Origin of the sequence: Haladaptatus halobius (assembly GCF_020618475.1) — an archaeon.
GTDB classification, from domain to species: Archaea; Halobacteriota; Halobacteria; order Halobacteriales; family Haladaptataceae; genus Haladaptatus; species Haladaptatus halobius.
On the sequence record NZ_CP085341.1, the window covers coordinates 18,484 to 40,079 of the forward strand.

At 51.6% G+C, this 21,596-nt stretch carries 30 protein-coding genes; 10 read left to right on the top strand and 20 right to left on the bottom strand.

Annotation, left to right across the window (positions count from 1 at the left end; all coding sequences use genetic code 11):
* The first annotated feature begins 156 nt into the window (after nucleotides 1–156).
* Complete coding sequence (locus LIW51_RS35965) at nucleotides 157–450, top strand: helix-turn-helix transcriptional regulator (RefSeq protein ID WP_227380678.1); 294 nt, start codon at nucleotides 157–159, stop codon at nucleotides 448–450.
* A 109-nt stretch (nucleotides 451–559) separates the two neighbouring features.
* Nucleotides 560–850: a hypothetical protein gene (locus LIW51_RS35970; RefSeq protein ID WP_227380679.1), complete on the top strand. Its 291-nt coding sequence runs from the start codon at nucleotides 560–562 to the stop codon at nucleotides 848–850.
* 90 nt (nucleotides 851–940) lie between these two features.
* Here LIW51_RS35970 and LIW51_RS35975 read toward each other — a convergent pair whose 3' ends face one another.
* Together LIW51_RS35975 and LIW51_RS35980 are read right to left on the bottom strand one after the other, a co-directional pair.
* Nucleotides 941–1,096, bottom strand: a complete 156-nt coding sequence (locus tag LIW51_RS35975; protein ID WP_227380680.1) for a hypothetical protein — start codon at nucleotides 1,094–1,096, stop codon at nucleotides 941–943.
* A 122-nt stretch (nucleotides 1,097–1,218) separates the two neighbouring features.
* On the bottom strand, nucleotides 1,219–1,536 hold the full coding sequence (locus LIW51_RS35980; protein ID WP_227380681.1) for a DUF7344 domain-containing protein: 318 nt from the start codon (nucleotides 1,534–1,536) through the stop codon (nucleotides 1,219–1,221).
* A gap of 245 nt (nucleotides 1,537–1,781) precedes the next feature.
* On the opposite strand from LIW51_RS35980, the gene LIW51_RS35985 reads away from it, so the two are divergent.
* Both LIW51_RS35985 and LIW51_RS35990 read left to right on the top strand, forming a co-directional pair.
* A complete protein-coding gene (locus LIW51_RS35985) occupies nucleotides 1,782–3,110 on the top strand; it encodes a DUF7504 family protein (RefSeq protein ID WP_227380682.1) in 1,329 nt (442 codons plus the stop codon).
* Between the two features lie 858 nt (nucleotides 3,111–3,968).
* On the top strand, nucleotides 3,969–4,166 hold the full coding sequence (locus tag LIW51_RS35990; RefSeq protein WP_227380683.1) for a hypothetical protein: 198 nt from the start codon (nucleotides 3,969–3,971) through the stop codon (nucleotides 4,164–4,166).
* A 172-nt stretch (nucleotides 4,167–4,338) separates the two neighbouring features.
* Here LIW51_RS35990 and LIW51_RS35995 read toward each other — a convergent pair whose 3' ends face one another.
* Together LIW51_RS35995 and LIW51_RS36000 are read right to left on the bottom strand one after the other, a co-directional pair.
* On the bottom strand, nucleotides 4,339–4,506 hold the full coding sequence (locus LIW51_RS35995) for a DUF1931 domain-containing protein (protein WP_227380684.1): 168 nt from the start codon (nucleotides 4,504–4,506) through the stop codon (nucleotides 4,339–4,341).
* Nucleotides 4,507–4,699: 193 nt separating this feature from the next.
* Nucleotides 4,700–5,035 carry a DUF7344 domain-containing protein gene (locus tag LIW51_RS36000; protein WP_227380685.1) on the bottom strand — a complete coding sequence of 112 codons (336 nt, stop codon included), beginning with the start codon at nucleotides 5,033–5,035 and terminating at the stop codon, nucleotides 4,700–4,702.
* A 463-nt stretch (nucleotides 5,036–5,498) separates the two neighbouring features.
* Between LIW51_RS36000 and tbsP the strand changes: the two genes are divergently transcribed.
* A complete protein-coding gene (gene tbsP, locus LIW51_RS36005; protein WP_227380686.1) occupies nucleotides 5,499–6,323 on the top strand; it encodes a transcriptional regulator TbsP in 825 nt (274 codons plus the stop codon).
* 414 nt (nucleotides 6,324–6,737) lie between these two features.
* Here the strand turns inward: tbsP and LIW51_RS36010 are convergent, their stop codons facing one another.
* The 10 genes from LIW51_RS36010 to LIW51_RS36055 all read right to left on the bottom strand — a co-directional run bounded on the left by LIW51_RS36010 (nucleotide 6,738) and on the right by LIW51_RS36055 (nucleotide 12,855).
* Nucleotides 6,738–7,046, bottom strand: coding sequence for a HalOD1 output domain-containing protein (locus tag LIW51_RS36010; protein WP_227380687.1), 309 nt, complete (start codon nucleotides 7,044–7,046; stop codon nucleotides 6,738–6,740).
* A 46-nt stretch (nucleotides 7,047–7,092) separates the two neighbouring features.
* Nucleotides 7,093–7,743 carry a helix-turn-helix domain-containing protein gene (locus LIW51_RS36015; RefSeq protein WP_227380688.1) on the bottom strand — a complete coding sequence of 217 codons (651 nt, stop codon included), beginning with the start codon at nucleotides 7,741–7,743 and terminating at the stop codon, nucleotides 7,093–7,095.
* A gap of 84 nt (nucleotides 7,744–7,827) precedes the next feature.
* A complete protein-coding gene (locus tag LIW51_RS36020; protein ID WP_227380689.1) occupies nucleotides 7,828–8,166 on the bottom strand; it encodes a DUF7344 domain-containing protein in 339 nt (112 codons plus the stop codon).
* A gap of 101 nt (nucleotides 8,167–8,267) precedes the next feature.
* Nucleotides 8,268–8,921, bottom strand: coding sequence for a helix-turn-helix domain-containing protein (locus LIW51_RS36025; protein ID WP_227380690.1), 654 nt, complete (start codon nucleotides 8,919–8,921; stop codon nucleotides 8,268–8,270).
* Nucleotides 8,922–9,049: 128 nt separating this feature from the next.
* Nucleotides 9,050–9,406: a DUF7344 domain-containing protein gene (locus tag LIW51_RS36030; protein ID WP_227380691.1), complete on the bottom strand. Its 357-nt coding sequence runs from the start codon at nucleotides 9,404–9,406 to the stop codon at nucleotides 9,050–9,052.
* A 292-nt stretch (nucleotides 9,407–9,698) separates the two neighbouring features.
* Nucleotides 9,699–9,971, bottom strand: a complete 273-nt coding sequence (locus tag LIW51_RS39735) for a HalOD1 output domain-containing protein (protein ID WP_227380692.1) — start codon at nucleotides 9,969–9,971, stop codon at nucleotides 9,699–9,701.
* A gap of 8 nt (nucleotides 9,972–9,979) precedes the next feature.
* The gene (locus LIW51_RS36040; RefSeq protein WP_227380693.1) at nucleotides 9,980–11,191 is read right to left on the bottom strand and encodes a DUF7344 domain-containing protein; all 1,212 of its coding nucleotides are present in this window, start codon (nucleotides 11,189–11,191) and stop codon (nucleotides 9,980–9,982) included.
* Nucleotides 11,192–11,308: 117 nt separating this feature from the next.
* Entirely contained in the window at nucleotides 11,309–11,542 is a 234-nt protein-coding gene (ddfA, locus tag LIW51_RS36045; protein WP_368411922.1) for a DdfA family disk-determining factor, read from the bottom strand.
* A 587-nt stretch (nucleotides 11,543–12,129) separates the two neighbouring features.
* Nucleotides 12,130–12,516, bottom strand: a complete 387-nt coding sequence (locus LIW51_RS36050; RefSeq protein WP_227380695.1) for a DUF7475 family protein — start codon at nucleotides 12,514–12,516, stop codon at nucleotides 12,130–12,132.
* 156 nt (nucleotides 12,517–12,672) lie between these two features.
* The gene (locus LIW51_RS36055; RefSeq protein WP_227380696.1) at nucleotides 12,673–12,855 is read right to left on the bottom strand and encodes a hypothetical protein; all 183 of its coding nucleotides are present in this window, start codon (nucleotides 12,853–12,855) and stop codon (nucleotides 12,673–12,675) included.
* Nucleotides 12,856–12,991: 136 nt separating this feature from the next.
* Here LIW51_RS36055 and LIW51_RS36060 point away from each other — a divergent pair, with 136 nt between their 5' ends.
* Nucleotides 12,992–13,222 (top strand): Lrp/AsnC family transcriptional regulator, encoded by a 231-nt coding sequence (locus LIW51_RS36060; RefSeq protein WP_227380697.1) that lies wholly within the window; start codon nucleotides 12,992–12,994, stop codon nucleotides 13,220–13,222.
* A gap of 661 nt (nucleotides 13,223–13,883) precedes the next feature.
* Here the strand turns inward: LIW51_RS36060 and LIW51_RS36065 are convergent.
* Both LIW51_RS36065 and LIW51_RS36070 read right to left on the bottom strand, forming a co-directional pair.
* On the bottom strand, nucleotides 13,884–14,657 hold the full coding sequence (locus LIW51_RS36065; RefSeq protein WP_227380698.1) for a CHRD domain-containing protein: 774 nt from the start codon (nucleotides 14,655–14,657) through the stop codon (nucleotides 13,884–13,886).
* Between the two features lie 253 nt (nucleotides 14,658–14,910).
* Entirely contained in the window at nucleotides 14,911–15,093 is a 183-nt protein-coding gene (locus LIW51_RS36070; RefSeq protein ID WP_368411923.1) for a hypothetical protein, read from the bottom strand.
* A 172-nt stretch (nucleotides 15,094–15,265) separates the two neighbouring features.
* Between LIW51_RS36070 and LIW51_RS36075 the strand changes: the two genes are divergently transcribed.
* A complete protein-coding gene (locus LIW51_RS36075; protein ID WP_227380700.1) occupies nucleotides 15,266–15,655 on the top strand; it encodes a twin-arginine translocation signal domain-containing protein in 390 nt (129 codons plus the stop codon).
* Nucleotides 15,656–16,806: 1,151 nt separating this feature from the next.
* Here the strand turns inward: LIW51_RS36075 and LIW51_RS36085 are convergent.
* On the bottom strand, nucleotides 16,807–17,154 hold the full coding sequence (locus LIW51_RS36085; RefSeq protein ID WP_227380701.1) for a hypothetical protein: 348 nt from the start codon (nucleotides 17,152–17,154) through the stop codon (nucleotides 16,807–16,809).
* A 99-nt stretch (nucleotides 17,155–17,253) separates the two neighbouring features.
* On the opposite strand from LIW51_RS36085, the gene LIW51_RS36090 reads away from it, so the two are divergent.
* Nucleotides 17,254–18,012: a hypothetical protein gene (locus tag LIW51_RS36090; RefSeq protein WP_227380702.1), complete on the top strand. Its 759-nt coding sequence runs from the start codon at nucleotides 17,254–17,256 to the stop codon at nucleotides 18,010–18,012.
* Nucleotides 18,013–18,248: 236 nt separating this feature from the next.
* Here LIW51_RS36090 and ddfA (LIW51_RS36095) read toward each other — a convergent pair whose 3' ends face one another.
* On the bottom strand, nucleotides 18,249–18,467 hold the full coding sequence (gene ddfA, locus LIW51_RS36095; protein ID WP_255767745.1) for a DdfA family disk-determining factor: 219 nt from the start codon (nucleotides 18,465–18,467) through the stop codon (nucleotides 18,249–18,251).
* A gap of 296 nt (nucleotides 18,468–18,763) precedes the next feature.
* Nucleotides 18,764–19,258 (bottom strand): Lrp/AsnC family transcriptional regulator, encoded by a 495-nt coding sequence (locus LIW51_RS36100; RefSeq protein WP_227380704.1) that lies wholly within the window; start codon nucleotides 19,256–19,258, stop codon nucleotides 18,764–18,766.
* 229 nt (nucleotides 19,259–19,487) lie between these two features.
* On the opposite strand from LIW51_RS36100, the gene LIW51_RS36105 reads away from it, so the two are divergent.
* Together LIW51_RS36105 and LIW51_RS36110 are read left to right on the top strand one after the other, a co-directional pair.
* Nucleotides 19,488–19,799 (top strand): DUF7344 domain-containing protein, encoded by a 312-nt coding sequence (locus LIW51_RS36105; protein ID WP_227380705.1) that lies wholly within the window; start codon nucleotides 19,488–19,490, stop codon nucleotides 19,797–19,799.
* A gap of 513 nt (nucleotides 19,800–20,312) precedes the next feature.
* Complete coding sequence (locus tag LIW51_RS36110) at nucleotides 20,313–21,146, top strand: TrmB family transcriptional regulator (protein ID WP_227380706.1); 834 nt, start codon at nucleotides 20,313–20,315, stop codon at nucleotides 21,144–21,146.
* A gap of 18 nt (nucleotides 21,147–21,164) precedes the next feature.
* Here LIW51_RS36110 and ddfA (LIW51_RS36115) read toward each other — a convergent pair whose 3' ends face one another.
* A complete protein-coding gene (ddfA, locus tag LIW51_RS36115; RefSeq protein ID WP_227380707.1) occupies nucleotides 21,165–21,473 on the bottom strand; it encodes a DdfA family disk-determining factor in 309 nt (102 codons plus the stop codon).
* Nucleotides 21,474–21,596: the final 123 nt, after the last annotated feature.

Here is a 21,596-nt window from a genome sequence, read left to right on the forward strand (position 1 = left end):
CCCATCATTTCAACTTGACTGCATTCGGTAATCAGGCCGATTAGCGGGTTCAACCCCCGTGTGTAGTCCTCGGCGGCACGATAGCCGCCAGTGAGAACGATGAAAACGAATGTAGAAAAACATGACACACAGATCCAGCCAAATCCGCTTTCAGGCATGACAGGATTCCAACGAGATCTACTGCTCACTGTAGCGCTCCTCTCAGGGACAAACCCGTCGGGGAAAGACATCATGCATGAACTTGAGTCAGAGTACGGAGAGGCCGTCAACCATGGACGTCTCTACCAAAATCTCGGTGAGCTCGTCGATTCAGGTTTCATCCGGAAGCTTCCGCTGGATGGGAGAACAAACGTTTACCGGCTGACTGAACGAGCAAACACGCAACTGCATGACCACTACATATGGGCGGAGAAGTGTCTACGATTGATCGACGAGGAGACCGTCGGTTAAATGCGACGATTATCCGCAAAGTGGTCAAATGCGAGGGTAATTCGTAGTGCAACGTCATCCAGACGGTCACCCTCTCACGTCGAACGTCAGCGAACGTCGATATAGAACTATGAATACGAATATCGCGCTCGGGATTCCACCGATCGCGGTGCTGATAAAGATGCTTCGTCGGTCGAAGAATTTAGCTTGGCGTTACCAGCAGGCGAGCTTAGTACTGGCACTGTCGAGTATCGCACTATTTCTCACTATGGGTGGGGCGGTGTTTGCCTATCTGCTGTTGAATGTTCGGCTTTCACCGCTTCTTATGGTAGCATTAGCGTTCACGGTACTAGGGTTGGTACCATTTGCGTTGTTCACTGGCATACTGTACAAAGAACATAAGATGACTTTTGGATCGTGATTATAGAACTCAAGCGAGAGTATCGAATAAAAGAACAAAATTACGGCAACACGACACTGAAAAGGAGATGGAGCCGGCCGAGACGACACTTCATCTCACTTTTCCAGTGTACCTTTTCACGAGATTCACGTCATGATCCCAGGTGAGAAAGCCGTGGTCCACTAGGGTAAAGAGGTCGGTATGGTAGAGCGCAAGACGGAGTCGTGCCACATCTTCGTCGGCAGAGGGTGGGCCGTCCTCGAGCATACAGAACCACTGGTTGACAAACGTGTAAACGAGTGATATTTTCACGAGGGAGTGACGTTTGATGCACCGGGTGAAAGAGAGGGACAAGCGGTAAACTCTCGAGATAGTTTGTCTCACTCACCCTAGGCGGTCACCTTGAGTAGAGCTTCACTCGCCGTACTCCCCCGATACCGAATTGTCTGACTCCGTGTGTCGTATTCGATGAGTCGGTGATCGGCGAGAGCTGGGAGATGCTGATGTACCAGGCCAATCTGAGCCTGGTGGTGTGAGGTGATCGCCTCCACGTTGTTCTGAACGTAGCCAGCCAATTCGTCGAGTGTAGCACTATCCGTATCCTTCGTTCGAAGATATGAGAACACTGTGCGACGACATGGGTCAGCGAGTACTTTCAACAGTGCGTCGACCGGGATGTCGTGCGTGGTGTGATTACAAAGTGTCATTTTGTCTCCCTTCAGTGTGACGAATCTCACTGGAACACCACCACTGGGTGCCCACGAGTATCGTCCAGCCGAAATCCACACCAGTAGATATCCACAGTCGTGCTATCGTCTTAGTCTCTCTAACCAGATGGTCAAAACACCACATGTTCTGCTCTTACCTGATTTTATAGTGCTTTCTTCGGAATAATTGTTCAAAACAGCTACTGCGATCGTTTCTCTACTCACTACGTTGTATGGGGACACACGTGCCAACGGAGTTTTTACGCCTCGAAGGCGAAAAGGATACACCAATGACCAGTGAGCAGCACCAGCCTCAAAACCTCTTTCACCTCGACCACTGCTATCAGGTCTCTGTCGACGAAAACGGCCATGAGACGCTGAGTATGCAGGTGAGTGAGGCGATGGCAACTGTTGTTGAGAAAGATTTGCATGAAATCCCACCCCTCTACGATGTCATCGACCCAGACGCACTCAACAACATCTTTCATCCTCTCTCGGCGGATACACAACAGTCAGGACAATCACCCACTGAGATTGTATTTTCATGGTGTGACCACGCTGTTCGCGTGCGGCAAACGGGTGAGATTCGTATCACAAACCAACCCGTCATTCTTGAGATCGGTACAGACGCCGCCTCATCTACTGTATTCTCTTGTGAAGCATTATCTGGCACAGATGGGGTCGCTCATGAGTATGCCCCAGCCGAGGACGTAGGGACGACAGTTATCCTCGCGATTGCCGATGAAGTCGGGACTGAACCACATGCATTGCGAGAACAACTATCGGATCGCATCAATCCGGATGCACTCACCAACTTGTTCCGCCCAAAAGTCGACGGAACGCCGCGGACTGGTGGCTATGTTTCATTCGCGTTCCAGGGGTATGTTGTCACAGTTTCAAGCGACGGGACAATCACACTACAGTCAGAGCTAGCCCAACTGAAACGAGATGGTGGGAATGTCCTTGTGGTTGGAGATGTCCCTGATGATGTCTTCACCACTGCACGCTCATTCCTCGGTGGGGAGTCCAAGCAAATCCAACACGATCTATTTGCGTTACTTGACCGTTCGCCAGTGGCGCTCCAACAGTCTGCAACGCCAGCACAACCCATCCTAGGTACTAGTGAGATTCTCGATTATCAAATACCAGTAAGAGCGGCGGGGGTACATGAGTCTCTAGCAGAGCAACAGACACAAAACACCCAGATCACTCAAATTACGGGCGAACTGTTCGACCTTCGCAGGGCACTGATTCAGTCACTCGCACGATACGAGTATGACACAGCTGATTATGATGTAGCTGATCTCCGGCTCTACATGGATTCGCTTCGCCCGATCCTTGATGATGTTGACATTGACGTCGCCACGTTTTTACAGCCACTCCAGCAAACTGTGAGCGCTGTGAGTGCAGTCGGCTATTATCTGCTCCCAAGTGATCGAAATGCGCCGTCGATCCGCGAGCTTGAAGCAGACTTTGATGCTGTGATCGAACTCCGCATTGGGACGTCCGGTCCTGAACAACGATGGCGGCTTCGCAACACGGGATATACGACGCGGTGGTTCTCGCTCGACTGAAATTTTGACCCCTTGTAACCGGACATAGCCACTATAATTCAACATCATGTTCATTGATATACGGAAGGGAGGTGGATCAAATGCCAACGCTCTTTGCCGCAGTCATCCCTGCATCCGAGGTCCCCGCCAGTCAAGTCTTTGCTCTTCGAGAGGACTCATGGATCGAATTTCCTATCCTCCAATTGACTACTGGCGACTTACTGCCGCACGTCTGGGCATATGGTGCTGACCGGGAGCGACTATTCACGCAGTGTAACTCGAGTTCGGTCGTGAGGCACATAACTCGACAGCAGGTCTGTCTAGACCGGATTCAATACGTTCTTCAGTGGGAGACAGACGCACTGACTGCGATTGCACGCCTTGTCGCGGAGCTACAAAACAATGAGATAGAACTACTCTTCGGGCGAGCCGATCCTGATCAGTGGACGGTGCTTCTCGAATGCCCATCACCACGGCAGGCCATTTCGTTCTATATCGAGTGTTCGTTTGATGGACTCGAACTTCACCAACGGTCGACCGATGAGTGTACGACGTTCCTTTCCAACTCACCAGAAGATGATCGGCATTGTTGATCGGGTTTTTTCGGCTATTACGCCATGGAGAGTATGTGATTTGGTCAGTTGAAAGAAGAACACCATGATGAAGAATGTCTTTGCCATGGAAAAAGCCCGACAGTGAATAACGGGTTTCCCTGCTTGGGACGACGCTGTAATACCGTGTCCACCGTCGGCACAGCTGAGTTTGGTCTCTCAGTGAGCTTGTTTCGCACGGAGTGTTCGTTAGTGTATTTTAGAATTTTGTCGCTAGTAAGACGACAGAATCGGAACAGCTACGACTCATGCTCTCCGTCAGTCAGATATGGACATCGCACTTCGGTTGCAAGACGGTGCACAGTTAGAACTGACAGACATTGGTGTCTCGACAACAGACGAGATGATTTCATTCAGTATTGATGGCCGCATCACAAACGTTGAAGACGAAGTGTTGAAGCAATTCAGCGGCAAGCACGTCACACCCGTCGAAATCGTGTTCGCCGTTGAGGAACCCGAAGCATAGCATATGAGTCGTGCCCCATAGGTAGTTCTCTGCCTGACCAGCACACACGATGGTTCGTATGAGAATAATCCCATGTAATAGGGAACGTATACGTGTCTGTTGCTCCGTGCTGTGCCTTGCTCTCAAGCATGTTCCTGAGGGTGACCGGCGCTCCAGAAAAAGTCTCGAATCGTTACAAATCGCGTGGTTGGACGGTTTTGCGGTCGTTTTCCTCGGCACGTCGAGCGGCGTTTTCAAGAACCGTCGAAACTTCATCGTCGAGTGCATCGTAGAAGTCACTCGCGACATTCTTATCGTCGAGCTGTTCTTTCACTGCGACTTTGACAATCAAATCAGCCATACAGGCACCTAAACGGTATTATACTACAAAAAGCCAGTGGTAAAAATGGCCGTTTCACGATGGTCGCCGAGAGCAGTCTACGATATCACGCTTGATGAGCATGCCTGTCTATTAGTTACATAATCGTTCAACTGGTATCCATCTTCTACTGGCCACTACAAAACACGGTTCTGACACATCATCAACAGAGCTACTACACAGTGGTTTCGAGACGTCGAGCGATGACGAGCAGCGCTTCAAGCCGTGATTCACCTCGATAGCGAACCGTCTCACTTCGAACGTCATACTCAAGCACATTGTGATCCACGAGTTTCGGGAGATGTTGATGGTGTAACCGGAGGTGGATCTGGTGTTCTGAGGAATCTTCATCAAGCGTGTTCTGGAGATGCTTGCAGAGATCATCAAGTGTTGCTATCTTCGTCTCTCCGTCGTGGAAATAGTAGAGAATATGGCGGCGATACGCATTGGTGAGCAATTCAAAGGCAGTGTCAAGCGGCAGTGCGGGAGAGGAGGTGGGTTCACGCGTCATAAGTGGATCTAGACAGAGAGCATGTGCTGGTTGGCTGCGATGGTGACCAACCCCTTTCGATACTATACGACACGCTTTATTATTTATCTACTGATGCACCCTAAGTATTGTGTTGTTTCGATGGAATCCCAGAGCAGTCTGGCAATGACGATACTTACGTCTACAGTGTTTCGGAGGGACTACTTCTCCGTAGGAGCGGCATATATGTCGGGAGGAGTAATGTTCACTATCTTCTCTGTCGAGTAATTTCCGTCCTCTCTCGGATTGTCTTAACGAACTCTAAGAACCGTTGTTGATCTCTACGAGTATTGGTAACAACTATCTATATTTGTAGAGGGATTTTCCAGACTTGGAATCGCGATACTAAGGAGGGGTTCATCACTAGTTACAGCAGCGATTAAGCAATCCATTTCTCTTTAGAAAGCACTTCGAAACTAAGTAAAAATATCCACTCTAGGTGACTATGGCGACGTCAGCGACCACACTCGAAAGCGACATTCGTGAACACCTCCAGACGATCTTCACTGAAACGACAGCCCCACTCGTCGTTGTGAATCCATCTGAAAACGTTTTAGAAGCACTCATCATCGCTGCAACTGAATATGATACTGACCTCCCTGAAGTACGGGTTTTAGCCGCCGAGTCAATCCTGAAGACCGTGGTTGAAGATTTCATCATCGCGAGCCACGCAGCAGATCTCATTGCCGATGACACGCTTGCACTGCGTACAGCACCCGAGATCTCACACAACTCGTTGCTTGTTACGTCAGAACAGATAATTGCATTCATCTCGATCGACGGCGAGATCCGGGGGGTAGCATCAGATGAATCAGAGGTTGTTGAACCTATGCATGAAACGTTTCTGAACGAGTGGGAGACTGCAGAGCCATTCACGCTTCGGACGCCACCATACTCACAGGTGCTCGATACCCTCGAGGAAGACATCGGCACAGAGACGAAGGACGATTTTGTCGCGCTGCTCGACTCAGTCGAGTCAGTCCGTGGAACCGGTGATGAGTTAGATGAAGTAGAGATCAGTCTTTTAGCGGCGGCGAAGAATGAGGTGCTCTTCTATGATATCGGTAAGTGGGGCGAAGATACCGGTGTTGCAAGTAAGGCAACCTTTTCCCGGGTGAAAACCATGCTCGAAGATCGCGGGCTCGTTGAGACAGAAAAAGTGCCGATCGAGGTTGGACGCCCGCGGCTCCGCCTCCGCTTAGCAACCGAGGACTTACAGAAGACAGATATCGAAGAGCTAGTGCATCGTGTCCAAGAGCAACTTGCCTGAGTATCCACGACGGTGGGCATGCGTCTGTCGCCAGGATTTCATCGTCAAATTACGGTCGGCTATGGTGGTTTGAGATGGTTAATGTTGATGAGATCGCGGAACGACTGGTGAGCGTCGTCCAAACACGTCTTCCGCGCACCTGTTTTTGTTTTGAATTGTGCTACCCGGCCGTTGTTCAGGATGCACTCGGAGATACACTTGTATTTGATCTCGAACTCACATTGCAGTCGCGCTAACCACTCCTATCATCAGAACCCAAGTGGAAGGCAACTTACGACTTGTTCAGCTGGTCGCGCCACTGCATGCCCCGTTTCCCTGTAATGCGCGATTGCTTGGTTGGTGACCTCGTCACGCGGAATTCCGGTTCTCGTACTTGCTTGCCACTCACAGCCGGTACAGCACAGGGTGTAGTCGTTAGTCATCGCTCTCAACAGAGATTATTTCATCGGGTGTGATTTTGATATTGTGGCCGGCATACTCAAACTGGACAGCCAGTGAACCATGGGCGTAGAGTGCATCGAGTGCATCGGGATCAATTGCCTTATAGAGCGGGGGAAGTTCAGCGGGATCACACTCATCCGTCTTGGCAATCTGGTGGACAATAGTCACACTCAGTGGTGTCGTCTGCGACGTATGTGTGCGTGGTGATGGGTCATCTTCCGGCGTGTTGTTTCCAAAGGCCATTTGTGGTATATGACTAATCGTGACTAAGCAAGTGGTCATCGATGGCTGACTATGTAGAATATATATAAAGCCTCATGCGGTGCAGTCAGTCAGTGCTGTCGATGAGCGTATTTGCGATGAGATTGCGATGCCCACGACGGAGCCGATCAGCGAGTGACTGCCGGGAGATATTAAAATCTTGAGCGATTTCTTCGAGCGTCGCTTCCCGCGGGGAATTGAAATAGCCCGCTTCAAACGCCCGGATGAGTGCCGCTTCTTGCGCCGATGTTATTTGATAGACTTCACCTGAGCGCATTTCAGAGAGTGCATAGAGCCGCGTGACTGTAAGAGGGATGTCGTGCTCACGGCAGTACTGTTGAAACTGCGTGATTGCGTCATTGTCGTCTGCGCGGAGTTGGAACTCCCACTCACGTTCAGTTCCAAGGGCCGACAGCAGGATAACGTCCATATCGGCGATTCCTGTAAAGATACTGTTGACCGTCAGATCCCACTCGCCACGAAAGAGGCCGCCACTCGGAACCGTGTCCACAAGTTCGATCATTTCGACTGCGGGGTGGCCCTCAAATCGGTCAGGAATCGCCTCAACGTCACTGCCCCACACCCAGAAGTAGGGAACGATCGCCCTCTTCGTGGGGATGATACGTTCGAGTTCCACTTCCACGTCCGGGAACTTCTGGAAGATTTGGCCAAGGGGGAATGCGTCGGCTGGGACGGTGAACTCAACGATCGTTGGCACAACTCGTCTTATGGATGCATCGGCAAAAATGCCCAGCCTCGTCGTGACACTCCTCAGACACCACGAACACGGATCGCAGTTGACTTAGGTACTATACTCGTCGGTGGAAACCACTGTAAGGAGAGCTTCAAGTCGTGTTCCATCTCGATACCGCACGGTCTCACTGTGCTGATCATAGTCAACGACACCGTGGTCGGCGAGTTTCGGGACGTGCGTGTGGGTGAGGGAAAGCCGTGCGTGACTGGGCGACGTGACCTCTTCGACTTCCTCATGGACATGGTCGGCAAGCTCACCGAGCTCTGCGACATCGCTATCCTTTTTCTGGAGATACGAGAGCACCTCGCGGCGGTGTTCTTTGGCAAATATGGTATACAGGATCCCCGGTGCAAGAGAGTGATCTTTCCCGTCTCGAGAATCAGTCATTACGTTGAATATACAAGAACAACTCCCATAACGATAGGGGCTGTTCAAACGGGGGATTTTAAACAGGATCTGGATGCCACAACTTACGTGGATGGTGTGCTTCATGACCCATCGAGTAACGCACGTTCGAGGAGGGCTTCATTACCGCGGCGAATCAGATCAGAAAGCGGCTGCTGACTGATGTTGAATTCGTCTGCTAACTCAGAGAGTGTGACTTGCCGGGGTGTCTGGAAGTAGCCCTGTTGAAGTGCAAGCAAAAGCGCATCACGCTGTTTCTCCGTGAGGACGCTCTCTACGAGGCCATCACCGACTTCGGTGAGCGTCTGAATCCGCCCGACTGTATAGGGAATCTCATTGTCGCGACAGTGGTTATGGAATGTTGTGAGTTCCTCTTGTGAGGGAAACAGTACTTCGAACTCCCAGGTCTGCGTATCGTAGCCATAGGCACTGCGGATGATCGTTTCCGCCTCTGTGAATCCCTCGAAAAACCCGCCGTCAGGGATTCCCCAATTTAGGAGATACAAGCGACGATCCCCGACCTGCTCGATCTCGCTGAGCTCGTGGACGTGGTCGTCAGCACGCACGCGTTGTTCAAAGGCGTCGAGATCGTCATTCCAGGCCCAAAACAGAGGAATCACATTCGTGTTAATGGGTACGATTCGCTCGAATTCGATCTGAATCTCGGTCTCCGCCGTGAGTAACCGGCCAGGCGTGAAATCTGTGGCTGGGAGTGAGAACTCAACGAGCGTTGCCATCAGTCCGTCTATCATCCAATCTGCAGCCGCTTAGTATTTAGTGTGGCCGCCGTCAGCCATGCTCTCGGCTGACAGATACTGTCAAAAGTGGATATCTGCGCGAATCAATCGCTCCTGCTCGCAGTGGATTACGTAGTCGGCGTGCGGTCATAGTCAGCCGTGACCACTTCAAGGAATGTTTCAAGACGGTCGCTATCCCGATACCGGATTGTTTCACTGCGCTCATCGTACTCGATAACGCCAGCGTCCGCGAGTTTTGGGAGGTGCATGTGGACGAGGGGGGTTCGTGCCTGTTTAGGGCCGGTAACGTCGTTGACTTTCTCGTGGATGTGATCGATTAACTCGTCGAGTTCGGCGACGGCTGTCTCCTCGGCAGTGAAATACTGCATGACGCTGCGTCGCGTGGCGTTCGCGAGCAGTTCGCAGGCGGTATCCAGCTCACGGCGCGGAGTCGATGCGTGGTCGTTATCTGGAGATGCAGTCATTGGTATGTGTTCGGAACAGTATGAGTTTGATTCGCGATCAGTCACTCTGTGGTCGCTCCTGGGTGGAGAGGCTAAGTCGACGTGGATTTGTGTTACTTGTTCGTATGGAATACAATCGCAGACTCCGTAGGTTTTATCGGTGACCGTTCCACAAAACCTACGGAGTTAACGGACAATTCTCGGGAATAATCCTCCGGCAATGATTCACGATGAACATTCAAGAAATGTGGAACTTGGCGAAACAGGGCATCGGCCTTCAGACATATTGTTAAGAACAGCGCTGTCGGTCGTGCTACTTGATGTGGATTTCGTCTGACGTGACTATCACCTGCTGGTCATAATACCCAAATGTCACTGTTGGAACTGGATCAGACCCATCAGAGGTACTGAGCAATTGATCCATGGCAGCAACATTGATCGTCTCATTGAGCCGATCTATTGCTAACGGGGAACATTCTGTTGCGTCGGCCACCGCAAAGACCACGGCTTCACTCGGTGTTTCGTCGGTACTAGATTGATATGTATACTCTGCGTCGCTTCGGGCTGACGTTCGTGTGGGAGCCATGAATGTGGTTAGGTGTGGGAGTTGAATTCTTGTGTCGTCTGCTCAATCTGTTCGAGACGGGATCCTAATAACTGCCGGGTCGTCTCTCCCTCGCCAATGAAGGCCGTTTCCTCATAAACGCCCTCGTCCGTTCGCTCCCTGAGCGTGCCGAGCATGAGGGCATCACGGTCAGCCAGCAGCAGGCGAGCAACTCGGTCTTCTTCGATGGGGACATCTAGCCAGTCTTCGTCTGGCTCCCACAGGACGATTTCTGGAGCGTTCTCGCGAATGAGTTCACGAACAGTCGGATCAGTTGTCCCGAGAAAGACGTCGACACCGCGCTGAGAGGCGTCCATGACGCGCGAGAAACATCCTGCTTCAAGCAATCCTGTTGCGGTGAAAATCGAGAAGAGTTCGTCGTCAACGCGCTCCAAAAGCGACTGGCTATATGCGACAACACCTTCACGACCCTCGATCGTCCCTACCCCTTCGTCCGCAGTGGTTCCTGTGAGGCGTGTCCGGAAGTCGGGATCGAGGACCGAGTGCAGCCAGGCCACTCGTAGGAGCGGGTGACCGTTGTAGGCGACCAATTGCTTCTCAGTATCGTAGTCGATCAGATCCGCCTCAGCTAAGAGAGGTAGATGGACGTGACGCAGGTTACTCAGAAGCTGGTCAACGTCTGCTTTGGGGATGGCAGATTCAGCCGTGCGCTGTTCTCTGGCCCCGTCGTCTCGCGCCAGTGTCTCCAGGTGAATCTGTTGGAATGAATGGTTGAGACTGGCAAGAATGGTCCGACGGCGCGAATCACTGAGTGCCGAAAAGAGTCCATCGAGAGATCCGGCGTCGATATCCGTCCGCTCTTGGGGATGAATCGCCGCAAGGATACCGGGGTCGTGATACGCAGGATGGTTAGTGAGCGTGACGGTGCCACGGTCAGGATCGTGGTCGAATAACCCGGCAGCAGTGAATTGCGACAAATGGTTGTGGTGTAATGTGACGAGGGCACGCTGAACGGCTTCGGTCGGAATGGTGTCTCGTGAGGGCTCGTCTCGCATTGACGCGAGATGTGTCGCGAGTTCTCGCTGTGGCACTGGATCAGGTGTCTGTTCAGAGACGGTTCCGAGGAGACAACGTCGAGGCTCGCTGGCAAGACAAGAGAAGAGAGCGGTGAGTGGGTCTTCTGTGTCTCCACCGGACTGTTTCTCATAGTCATCCACGGTGAGAAATTTGTCAATGCTCAAAACAATACCGAATTATTACAGTCATCATCACGATCTCAGCAGAAACGGTCGACAGAAAAACGAGATATTTCCTAGCTGACGCAGAAGAGATGAAAGATAGTAGTGAGAGGATACAAGCTACTCTGTCCCTTCCGTGAGCAGTTTCAGGTCGATCGTCCCATCGCTGGTAACCGTCACCTCGTATCCACAGTAAGTGAATATGACACGCCCGTTCGCTCGGGGCTGCCCATTATGGCGAGGCGCAAAAATCGCTTCGAGCGCCTCAGGGTCAACTGCCTCGTAGAGGGACGCTAGTTCCTCGGCAGGTTTTCCCTCACGTCGTGCAATTTCTCGGACGATACTGGTACTCACTGAGTCGTCGTCTTCCGGCTCTCTTCCGTCACTTGGTGTTGAACTTACAAGCATTGTTTAGTGTTACTCCTACTGCCTGTAACGAATTGCTCCACCTCAATCCGTGAATGGCGTTCACTAGCACCCCACCAGCCACGTATAAAATAACTCTGAATCGAGATCCAGCCTCACCAAACCCCGCAACACACCTCACGTATAGACTGCAAGAGAGGTATCGGAGTGAATGCACTTCCGCTTGCGATTTTATGCGACAGGAGATCGGCTTCTTGCTAAATAGATAGTGTGAACGTATCACACTTGAACTTGATCTAACGTATGGTTGGTAGAAATCACGAGCTGAATACAGGACGTATGTCTGGCCTCATATTTTGCCCTGCTTTTAGTGGTGATAGACTCGCGTCAGTACTGAGAATCACTCCGTTACATCATCCAATGCGAATGAGCCAAGCTCGATCTCTCCCGATCGCTCGTATCGAAGCATTTGCACCCCTGTACTCGATGTTTCCGCCTTCGTCAGTTCAAGGGCTCCAGGGATTGTCCCCTCCTCGAACAATCGTTTTCCGTCCCCAAATGGGCAGATATCGATTTTAAGCAGGTGTCTCAGCGTTGTAAAGGTATACCGCGGTAAGCGCAACAATTGCCTCCGCAATCTTGGCGATGATAGACATCGCATTGAGTGGACCAGCCATCACGAAGAACGCAATGATCGTCGCAAGTGCATATACGATCGCGATCAGATAGAATTCACGCCGCCAGTATCGACTCAGGAAGAGAAGAACGCCACCGATGAACCCGAGGGCATTCAAATAGAATAGAATTCCCGTTGTCTGATCGAATCCGATCACCATCGGTGCAAGAAATAAATGAATGACTGCCGAGACGAGGGCTGCAAGAATGGTGACGTAAGCAACTGTATTTGATGGAAGGCTCAACAACGGTTTTTGGGCTTCTGTAGTGGCTGGTTGACTGGACATAGAGCGCATTGGGCGGGGAGATCCAAAAAAACCATGCTCATCTAACATTTTCGCATTCTTTCAGGGATGTTTCCTGCTGGCCGTTCGTGAGAACGGGCCACAAAGCACAGCTGAACAAACCTCACTTATCTTTTTACAACTCATCAACAGACGTTCTCAGCTATCACCGACCAGCGACTGTTTACGGAAAGTGTAGATGTAGTGACCGACGATATTCTCAAAACCCTGGCGGCTCTGTTTGATCGAGCGCGAATACATCTCAAGCGAGAAGCCCTCCATGAAGTTGAATTGGGAATCGAACGGCGTCACCGAGTACACGCGCATCTCGTGGCGTTTCATCACAGTGCAGGAAGAGCAATAAGCCACTTAGCAGCGGCGGCGGATCTCCTCCATGAATGCGACTATCATGACCTCGCTGAACACTAACGCTATGATACCTGCGCCCATCTAGTATCATTCAAGGAGAAGCATTTCAATGGTTATCGCATACGTCCTAATCAAGGCAAATGTACCAACTGTGGATCAAATACGAGATACGATTACAGAACTCGACGGTGTCGAGGAAGCGCATATCGTAGCTGGCGACGTCGATATTATCGCCAAAGTCGTCGTCGAGACACCAGCAGCTGTCAGAGAGATCGTCACGTCCGGAGTCTTGACTATAGATGGAGTCGAAAACACCTACTCATACATCGCAATGGAATAAGTCTCCGCACGACCACCGCAGAAATATCTCTCGTCCGTGAGTCCGACGAAGAATAGTCGGGACCGGACTTAGAGCGGTTCTAAGAGAGGGGAAGATGACGGACGGCAGTTGGAGAGCGAATGCGATGGCATCAAACTCGACGAAACGAGTGCTACTACATGAATTCAAATGAGCGTATCCAGAGGGGGGTCACCGCCAGGTCACTTGTCTCTCTCGTTATGAACGATGATTCTCGAGAAACGGTCGAAACCGCATCAATGCCTTGTTATTACTGGCGCTCTCCCTCTCTATTTGGCCATTCCTAATCCCACCAGAGTACTCTCCGACGAGAGCAACGCATCACGAACCAGCTCTTCGGTGGCGAGATCGATACCGAAGAGCCACCACTTCATTCGCGTGAAGACACCAGCCTCTGAACGTGCCTTCTCTCGTTCTGCCCGCCACTTCTGAAGCGACTTTTCTTCTTGGACGTACGCGACGAGCTCCTGGTGCTCGTCGTTCCGCCGACTCGCTACCCGAACCGGCTCACTGCCCGAAATTGGTCCTGCAACTCTTCGAAGACTCCTCTTCTATCTAAACTGAGAGCAGTAGTACTGGAATCTCAGGAGGTCTGCATTTTTAGGCGCCGGAGGATATCACATCGCTAATGAGCGATCTCTTCTCAACAATCATCATCACCGTTTCCATTATTTCCATTATTTCCATTATTTCCGCCATTACCGCCATCTCCGTTATCTCCGTTGTCGCCGTTATCCCCGTTATTTTCATCATCAGTCTCGGCTCGTTCGAGGTCGACATCCAACTCGATCTCCACAGTGATCTCTGTTGGTGAGTTCGAGACTGCCTCTATTTTTGTATCGATGTCAACTTCTAGTTCCTCGACTGCATAGATTTGATCCCTCAGTTCACCACTTGGGAATTCTGTCGTATGGACGTTCACATAGGCGTTCTTCGCATGGATCTCGTCGAGCAAATCCTCAATCGATCCACCTTCAAGTGGACCAACGAGATCCTCATCCGTAATCGTCCCAACTGCCCCAGCATTGTTCTCGACTATAGACTGATCGGCATCTGCCTGGTCACCAAGCAAGTGGACCACAACGGGACCGTTTTCTCCTTTCTGGCCAAGATGGATATGTGCAGCTGTGACCGGCGCATTCGCATTGATGGCTAAAAGGACGTAGTCCAGCCGAGTTCTATCTGGACTTGCTTGGAAGGCAACAATCCCCTCTCCGTCACTGTCAACAGGTGGAACTTCGTTCTCACCCTCAAGGCGACCAGTACTGAACAAATCTCCCGGTAGTTGAAAACGTTGCTCATCTGCGTTCTGTACTTTCGCTGTGTTTGCGGTCGCAGTCCCTGCAGTGAGTCCGGCAAGCGCTGCGGCACTCGTACCAATTATCTGTAACGTACTGCGTTTCTGTGTGTCAATCATAGTTTGACTCCAATTATATCTAAGACACTTATTGTAATTACTATATTGATCATAAATTGATGAATACAACTATTGCTCAAGATGAACCATAGTACTGGTAGAGACTATCTCTCTATGATTCCCTCCGTTGTGACATCCGCACGCTAAACAGCGGTTGGGAATCGAGAACCTCTTGCTGGCGATGATAGGTTTTATCCTTTATGGAGGAGGTCGGTTCGACTGATTTCACTTCTTATTGGAAATGAATTGGAGCTTAGGTGCTATCGCTGGAGTCGAAGCCGAGTGCGGCGGCCACGTCCAAGAGATCCGCGCCACTTTCATTCGCGGAGAGACCAATGTCTTCACCAGTGCTCTTCAGTTTCTGTCGAGCCTCATTATTCGTGAACCCGTTCGTCATGAGTTGTCCAGCAGCTCTTGAAACGTGCGGACACGCCATTGACGTCTCCGAGAGTGTCCATTCGATGACTGATCTCCGGTCTGAGGTTCGAACTCATGGAGGACAGGGTCGTAATTGCCAGCACCAAAGTTTGGCTAGGCGTTTCGTGAAAACATGAACCATCTGCGGCCTTTATCGAGGCGTTCAGCATAGGCGGGAAGCGGAAGTGACAATGACTAACCGAGAACAACAAGACATGAAAGATATCGATTCGGACGACCGCCGATCGTTCATGAAGAAGGGTGCACTCGCAACGAGCGCACTCGCATTAGGACTGGGCAGTGCTGGTAGTGCATCGGCACAGGACGATCTCGTCTTAGTGTACACGTACGACTACCACCCGAACGTGCAGTTCCGTGTTGTTCAAGCACTTGAGCAGTCGACGACGGTGCGTCTCCTCCAGCGTCCCGGCGGCGGCGATGCCCCTGAAATCAGTCAGCCGGACGACTACAATGCGTACATCATCCGCTACCAGCTGGGCGGCGGTGACAGAGGACAGGGACAGATCTCCACATTCGTCTTCGGGCGCGATCTGTCACTGAACACTGGCTCCACTCGGTAGTTCTCTGGCGATGCATCGGTTTTCAGTAGCACGCTCAACCTGCTCAGCACGAGCCTTCGAGGGGGCGGTGACGAAACCACTACAACGACCACAAGTTGAACCTCGTCGTACTCTCTTTATCCTTCGTCCCCTTCGGAGTATTTTAGGGCGGCAACAAGGGGGTCACTCACTAGTCGCATACGTTCTTTCCGACGCATTTAATAGACAAATGTGATCTAGACTGTGTTCTCTCATGAACTCGATTACGGTACGTCTGACATTACCTCATACGGAAGATGGTAATCGGTGTTCCAGAAACAGTGGGACTGTGGATCCGCTACAAATCGCGTGGTTGGACAGTTTTCCGGTCATTTTCCTCAGCTCACCGTGCGGCGTTTTCGAGGACAGTCGTGACTTCGCTATCGAGTGTATCATAGATGTCACTCGAAATGTTCTTATCTCCGATTTGCTATTTTATTACTGCTTTGATAATTTACTCGGCCATACATGCACCCAAACGGTATAATACTGTGAAAATCAGCGGTAAAAATCGGTCTTTACCGAATTTCGACGACAGATACTACAAACCAATGGGGAGTTCTCCAGTAGCGAAGCTCTCTGAAAGAAATCATTTATTTCTACCTTAATGATCAGTGCTTTCCAAAATCAGTATCGTATAGTGCAGACACCGCGATACAGACGCCTGACTCGACTATTTCATCACCACCACAAAATACTATTCGGGATAGATAGTTAATGGAGAATATTTCTGGAACGGGCAGATTCATCTTCGATAGAATCTGCAGTCCTCGCGTCAAACTCTTTGAACCGTTCTCCGGATTGAAGGCAAGCTGGGTAGTTGTACATCCGCAACGACGCTGATCTTCGAAAGTCAGTCGTCGGGAGAAGGACTAACCATGACAAAAAGCAAGCAATCAGATAGTGATTTAAGCGATGAGCCGGAGAACCTTCGACAAAGATCGTTAAAAAGAAGAACAATTCTCTCGGGGTTGATAGCCACAGTAGGCGTATCGAGTCTCGCCAGCGCACAACAAACAACGACAGAACAAGGCCAAACAACAACTACCTAAGGTGGGGGTGGAAATCAGCAATCGTTAGTTCAAGCAGCCCAGCAGGGTGCTCAACAAGGTGTCGACAGTGTCGAAGATTCGTTATCGGAGGACGAGCGGCAAGCGATTGTCGAGGGTGCTACCCAGGGTGCAATCCAAGGTGCTGTCAATCAGAACGTTAACGTCAATGTCGTACAGAATGCTGCGTTCGGCGCAGCCCAGGGTGCAGCTCAAGGGACGGTCAACCAGAATGCCAATGTCAACGTTCTCCAAAACGCCGCATTCGGCGCCGCCCAGGGCGCAATCAATCAGAACGCCAACGTCAATGTCGTCCAGAATGCTGCATCCGGCGGTGCTCAAGGGGCAGTCCAAGGGGCTGTAGCAAATCAAAATGCGAATGTAAATGTTGTCCAAAATGCTGCCTTTGGTGCTGCGCAGGGATGTGCTCAAGCAGGCGTAATTAACCAGAACGTCAACGACAACGTTCTTCAGAACGCAGCATTAGGTGCGGCGCAAGGCGCAGTCAACCAAAATGCGAACGTCAATGTCGTGCAAAACGCTGCGTCTAGTGCAGCCCAGGGTGCGGTGCAGGGGGCTGTAACGAACCAGAACGCCAATGTCAACGTCATCCAAAATGCCGCGTTTGGCGCTGCCCAAGGTGGCGTTCGGGCTGGTGCAGCAAATCAAAACGTCAATATCAACGTTCTGCAAAACGCTGTGGCCGGCGCAGCCCAGGGCGCGTTGCAGCTAAACCAGAACGTCAATATTAATGTAATCCAAAATGCCGCGCTTGGTGCCGCCCAAGGTGCAATTCAGGGCGCTGTGAACCAGAACGTCAACATCAACGTCATTCTGAATGCGGCCGCTGGTGCCGCTCAAGGCGCAGTCCAAGCTGGTGCCGTCAACCAGAATGTTAACATCAACGTCATCCTCAACGCCGCACTCGGTGCTTCCCAGGGAGCGATCAACGCAGCAGCGGGTGCTCAAGACGTCTCGCCCCAAGAGGTCCAAGCCGCAGCACTGGGTGGGGCAACAGGCGCTGTTGAATTCGCCGCGGTGAACCAGAACGTCAACATCAACGTCATCCAGAACGCTGCAGCAGACGGTGCTCAGCAAGGAGTACAAGCAGCAGCCACAGGTGCATCTCCCGAGGAAATTCAACAAGCGGCTGAGCAAGCAGCACAAGAAGATCAGGTCGACGGTACTCAACAACCTGGTGAAGAAACCCAAGAACCAACGGCAGAACCAGAGCCAACAGCGGAACCAGAGCCAGAGCCAACTGCAGCACCGGACAATTCGAGCGCATAAATGGCCTAAAGCGGCAATACACCAAACTGCAATTTTTCGTTGAATTATGGTGCTGACCTTGAATTGATAGACGTAGAAGTATCAACCGATGATCATTGAATCGCGTTGTCTATCGATGGCCGGATCGACAATATCGATGATGAACTCATGGACATCTTCAGTGACACAACGCTGCGACCGGTGGCAATCACGTTTGAGGCCGACGATATCGATGCGGAGTAGCTGCGTCGATAGAGCTACTCACGTTCGTCGTCGAGTGGATCAAGTTCGATCATGCCATCGCTGGTAACCGTCACGTGATACCCAGCATACGAGAATGTGACCTGACCGTCTGATCGTGTGTCACCCTGAGTAGTCGGTGCAAAGAGACGATCCAATGCGTCTGGATCGACAATCGCATAGAGCGGTTCAAGGTCATCGGGCGAGCTATCGGCGGCGTCGGTGATTGCGGTCACAACCCGCTCAGTGAGTGATGTGGAGTAAGGAGTCGGTGACTGATGCGAGTTGTCTCGGTGATTGTCCCGGCCGATTGGAGAATCCTCGCCGCTCATAGTTGCTCTGCCGTATGTTCGCAATGAGCATAAATCTAGTGTGAGAAAGTGAGTGAACGCGTTCGTAACTGTAGTCCCCATCCTCACTCCCGTCTCCGTCATCTTCACCGAACATATCGTCCATATGACTCCCCAGCACAGTCACTGCCGTTTATGACAGTAACTGGGAGTTGTCTGTCCCCATCGAAAGCGAGTCGCGATTAGTCGTCGCGCTCGTCGCTTTCGTCAAGCGCATGTGTGAAATAGAAGTGATTGAACGGCTGGACGCGCCGCTGGCGCATGAGCTCCGAACTGTCGATCGTTAACCCGAGCTCGTGCAATGCGTCCGTAATGCGCGTGATATCTGCCATGCTCGTCCCCACGACTTCCACATGGATATTCCGACGGCCAGTGAGCATCTCGCGGACATCGACGACGCCCTGCACGTCAAGTGCTTTTTCGACGAATGCAGCGCGTTCAACTGCCGGGGCGGTGCACACGAACAACACGTGGAGTGGGAGGTTCGCTGCCTCGTAGTCGATTTCGGGATGGTAGCCCTGAATGATCCCGTCAGTTTCGAGTTGCTCGATGCGGTTGCGAACGGTACTGGGTGAGACACCGACGGTCTCACCGATGTCTTGGGCGGTCGTATGCCGCGCATCTCGTTGGAGGCGATAAAGGATACCGCGATCCACGTTGTCAAGCGCTCGGCTCATACTGAAGATGTAGCGCACTGGCCAATTGACTGTTTCTCCAGTGATATCCCTGACAGAGCGTTGCCTCCAGAAGTGTCGATTCGTCGTCTGCAGTCCTCCGTGGGTCGATCCAGGAGACGTGACTCTTCAACACATACTGTACAACGAGGTGTCACTCACTTCCTCACACGACTAGATTCCGTGAAATTGAGCGGTATTTATGGACATATAGATATTATTAACTATAATTATGCTCAGTAAACAGTTAGCTGTGCTGTCAAGCGTCCACAGACGACAATTGCTCGTCGCTTTAGCACAGAGTAACCCCCAACACGACCAGACAAGTGCTTCCGGTGCATCGGAGACGACCAGCGACGAACACGATCAGGCGATCGCCATGCAACACGTGCATCTTCCCGTGTTAGCGGATCATGGGTTCATCGACTGGGAGCAAGAGACACAGACCGTAACGAAGGGCCCGCAGTTCGACGAAATTGAGCCATTACTCACAGCAGTGGGTGAGCATCAAGAGGTGCTTTCCGATGGGGGCGTCCCCGACTAAGCGATCGTGATCGAAAACTACCATGAATGTGGCAGCTTCGGCACGGAGCGACGATTGGTTGGGACCCTTTCGGCTCCGTGCCATTGAACGCTTCGTGCTACCCCAGTATAACCCTACTGTGATTATCTGAGTGAATAATCGAATATATGACAAACCGACCCACTGATACGTGGTCGCCGAGGGTGATGGTTCAGTGACGCCAGTCGCAGTACTCTCGTCGCACCAGCAGAGTATGGCCTGTACTGTCCCTTGTTAAAACCAGTATTTTGAACTAGTATTCTGTGTTTTCCGGATTTGTATACTGCGATTTCCTGAATTGACAGCGAGTTATGTGGGGAATCAGCAAGCTATTAGAAACGGTACGCGTGTGATTCATGGTGACTGAGCCGCTTCGAACAGATATGAACAAGAGTCCTGCCAGTCGCTCTCGATCAGCTGGACAGGAACTGACTTGTGAGCGGCGACACAACACCACAGATAGCACCGGAACCCCCGGTCGCATGGTTGGGACCCATGAACGACTTAACTAACCACCAACAAGCGGTCGAATTGCTCCAGCAACTCGGATTGAAAGAGTACGAAGCAAAGTGTCTTGTGGCATTATCACGCCTCCCGAAAGGCACCGCCAGGGAAATCAGCGAGTCTTCCGACGTACCGCGCACGCGCGTCTACGATGCGATCAGAGTGCTCGAAACCAAAGGCCTTGTCGAAATTCAGCACTCGAACCCCCAGCAGTTCCGGGCCGTTCCAATCGAGGAGGCCGCCAAAACACTGCGCCAAGAGTACGAGTCACGGACGGACACACTCGTCGAGGCAATGGAGAACATTGAACCAACAGTGCCGGCCAGTGATGAGGAAATCACCCACGAAGTGTGGGCACTGTCGGGGGTCACGCCGATTGCGAATCGGACAGGGCAACTTATCGATGCTGCCGGCCAGGAGATCGTGCTTATCATCGGGCGGGAAGAGGTCGTCACAGAGGAGTTACTCGAGCAGCTCCAAACAGCACAGAACACAGGCCTGAGCGTCCTCATTGGCACAGCGACTGACCAGTTACGCGAGGAAATTCACGCAGCACTGCCTGAGGCCGAGGTCTTCGTCTCGGGGTTGGAGTGGCTGAATGGGTCACCAAGCGCTCGCACTGACGAGACAACAATTAGTCGATTGCTGCTGATTGATCAGAATACAATTCTGGTCAGTTCGGTGCAGGAGACGGAGACTGGTGCAATTGACACCGAGAAAGCAGTGTTTGGTCGAGGTTTCGACAATGGGATTGTGGTGATTGCCCGGCGATTGATGGCGTCCGGTTTGCGTCCAGCTGCTGATCCTGATGTGCCCGACGAATAACGTGTGTGAAACGGCCACCTACTCCCGGTGTTCGTCGAGCGGATCAACATCGATTCTGACGGCAGGACGATCGCTGGTGACTGTCACAGAATACCCAGCGTACGTGAACGTGACTTGGCCACCGGGTCGGTCACTCCCATCAGTGCGCGGCACAAACAGTGCATCGAGTGCATCGGGATCGATCGTTTCATAGAGCGGCTCGAGATCGTCGCTGGCGATCTCCGCCCGCGCAGCGATCCTCTCTACGAGTTTAGTCGATGGTGATGGTTCAGTGTGCCACGCTGGTTGTGAGCCGCTGTCGTCTCGTGAGAAGTTCTCTGATCCCATTTGTGTAGTCTTCTCCCGCAGTCGCTGTCAGCTACTGTGTTAATAGTAATAGTTCCTCTGATCGATTATTTCATGAGAAATATAGAATAATATATTTCTTCTCACAACAACTGCCAATTACTG

Bases quoted from the DNA above. Each gene is read 5' to 3' on its own strand.
- LIW51_RS36110 (WP_227380706.1), top strand. From the start codon at position 20,313: ATGAACGACTTAACTAACCACCAACAAGCGGTCGAATTGCTCCAGCAA.
- LIW51_RS36065 (WP_227380698.1), bottom strand. From the start codon at position 14,657: ATGATTGACACACAGAAACGCAGTACGTTACAGATAATTGGTACGAGT.
- LIW51_RS35975 (WP_227380680.1), bottom strand. From the start codon at position 1,096: ATGCTCGAGGACGGCCCACCCTCTGCCGACGAAGATGTGGCACGACTC.
- LIW51_RS36000 (WP_227380685.1), bottom strand. From the start codon at position 5,035: ATGACGCGTGAACCCACCTCCTCTCCCGCACTGCCGCTTGACACTGCC.
- LIW51_RS35990 (WP_227380683.1), top strand. From the start codon at position 3,969: ATGGACATCGCACTTCGGTTGCAAGACGGTGCACAGTTAGAACTGACA.
- tbsP (WP_227380686.1), top strand. From the start codon at position 5,499: ATGGCGACGTCAGCGACCACACTCGAAAGCGACATTCGTGAACACCTC.
- LIW51_RS36050 (WP_227380695.1), bottom strand. From the start codon at position 12,516: ATGTCCAGTCAACCAGCCACTACAGAAGCCCAAAAACCGTTGTTGAGC.
- LIW51_RS39735 (WP_227380692.1), bottom strand. From the start codon at position 9,971: ATGGCTCCCACACGAACGTCAGCCCGAAGCGACGCAGAGTATACATAT.
- LIW51_RS35965 (WP_227380678.1), top strand. From the start codon at position 157: ATGACAGGATTCCAACGAGATCTACTGCTCACTGTAGCGCTCCTCTCA.
- LIW51_RS36075 (WP_227380700.1), top strand. From the start codon at position 15,266: ATGACTAACCGAGAACAACAAGACATGAAAGATATCGATTCGGACGAC.
- LIW51_RS36030 (WP_227380691.1), bottom strand. From the start codon at position 9,406: ATGACTGCATCTCCAGATAACGACCACGCATCGACTCCGCGCCGTGAG.
- LIW51_RS35970 (WP_227380679.1), top strand. From the start codon at position 560: ATGAATACGAATATCGCGCTCGGGATTCCACCGATCGCGGTGCTGATA.
- LIW51_RS36105 (WP_227380705.1), top strand. From the start codon at position 19,488: ATGCTCAGTAAACAGTTAGCTGTGCTGTCAAGCGTCCACAGACGACAA.
- LIW51_RS35980 (WP_227380681.1), bottom strand. From the start codon at position 1,536: ATGACACTTTGTAATCACACCACGCACGACATCCCGGTCGACGCACTG.
- LIW51_RS36020 (WP_227380689.1), bottom strand. From the start codon at position 8,166: ATGACTGATTCTCGAGACGGGAAAGATCACTCTCTTGCACCGGGGATC.
- LIW51_RS36070 (WP_368411923.1), bottom strand. From the start codon at position 15,093: ATGGCGTGTCCGCACGTTTCAAGAGCTGCTGGACAACTCATGACGAAC.
- LIW51_RS36010 (WP_227380687.1), bottom strand. From the start codon at position 7,046: ATGACCACTTGCTTAGTCACGATTAGTCATATACCACAAATGGCCTTT.
- LIW51_RS36025 (WP_227380690.1), bottom strand. From the start codon at position 8,921: ATGGCAACGCTCGTTGAGTTCTCACTCCCAGCCACAGATTTCACGCCT.
- LIW51_RS36100 (WP_227380704.1), bottom strand. From the start codon at position 19,258: ATGAGCCGAGCGCTTGACAACGTGGATCGCGGTATCCTTTATCGCCTC.
- LIW51_RS36060 (WP_227380697.1), top strand. From the start codon at position 12,992: ATGGTTATCGCATACGTCCTAATCAAGGCAAATGTACCAACTGTGGAT.
- ddfA (WP_227380707.1), bottom strand. From the start codon at position 21,473: ATGGGATCAGAGAACTTCTCACGAGACGACAGCGGCTCACAACCAGCG.
- LIW51_RS36055 (WP_227380696.1), bottom strand. From the start codon at position 12,855: ATGAAACGCCACGAGATGCGCGTGTACTCGGTGACGCCGTTCGATTCC.
- LIW51_RS35995 (WP_227380684.1), bottom strand. From the start codon at position 4,506: ATGGCTGATTTGATTGTCAAAGTCGCAGTGAAAGAACAGCTCGACGAT.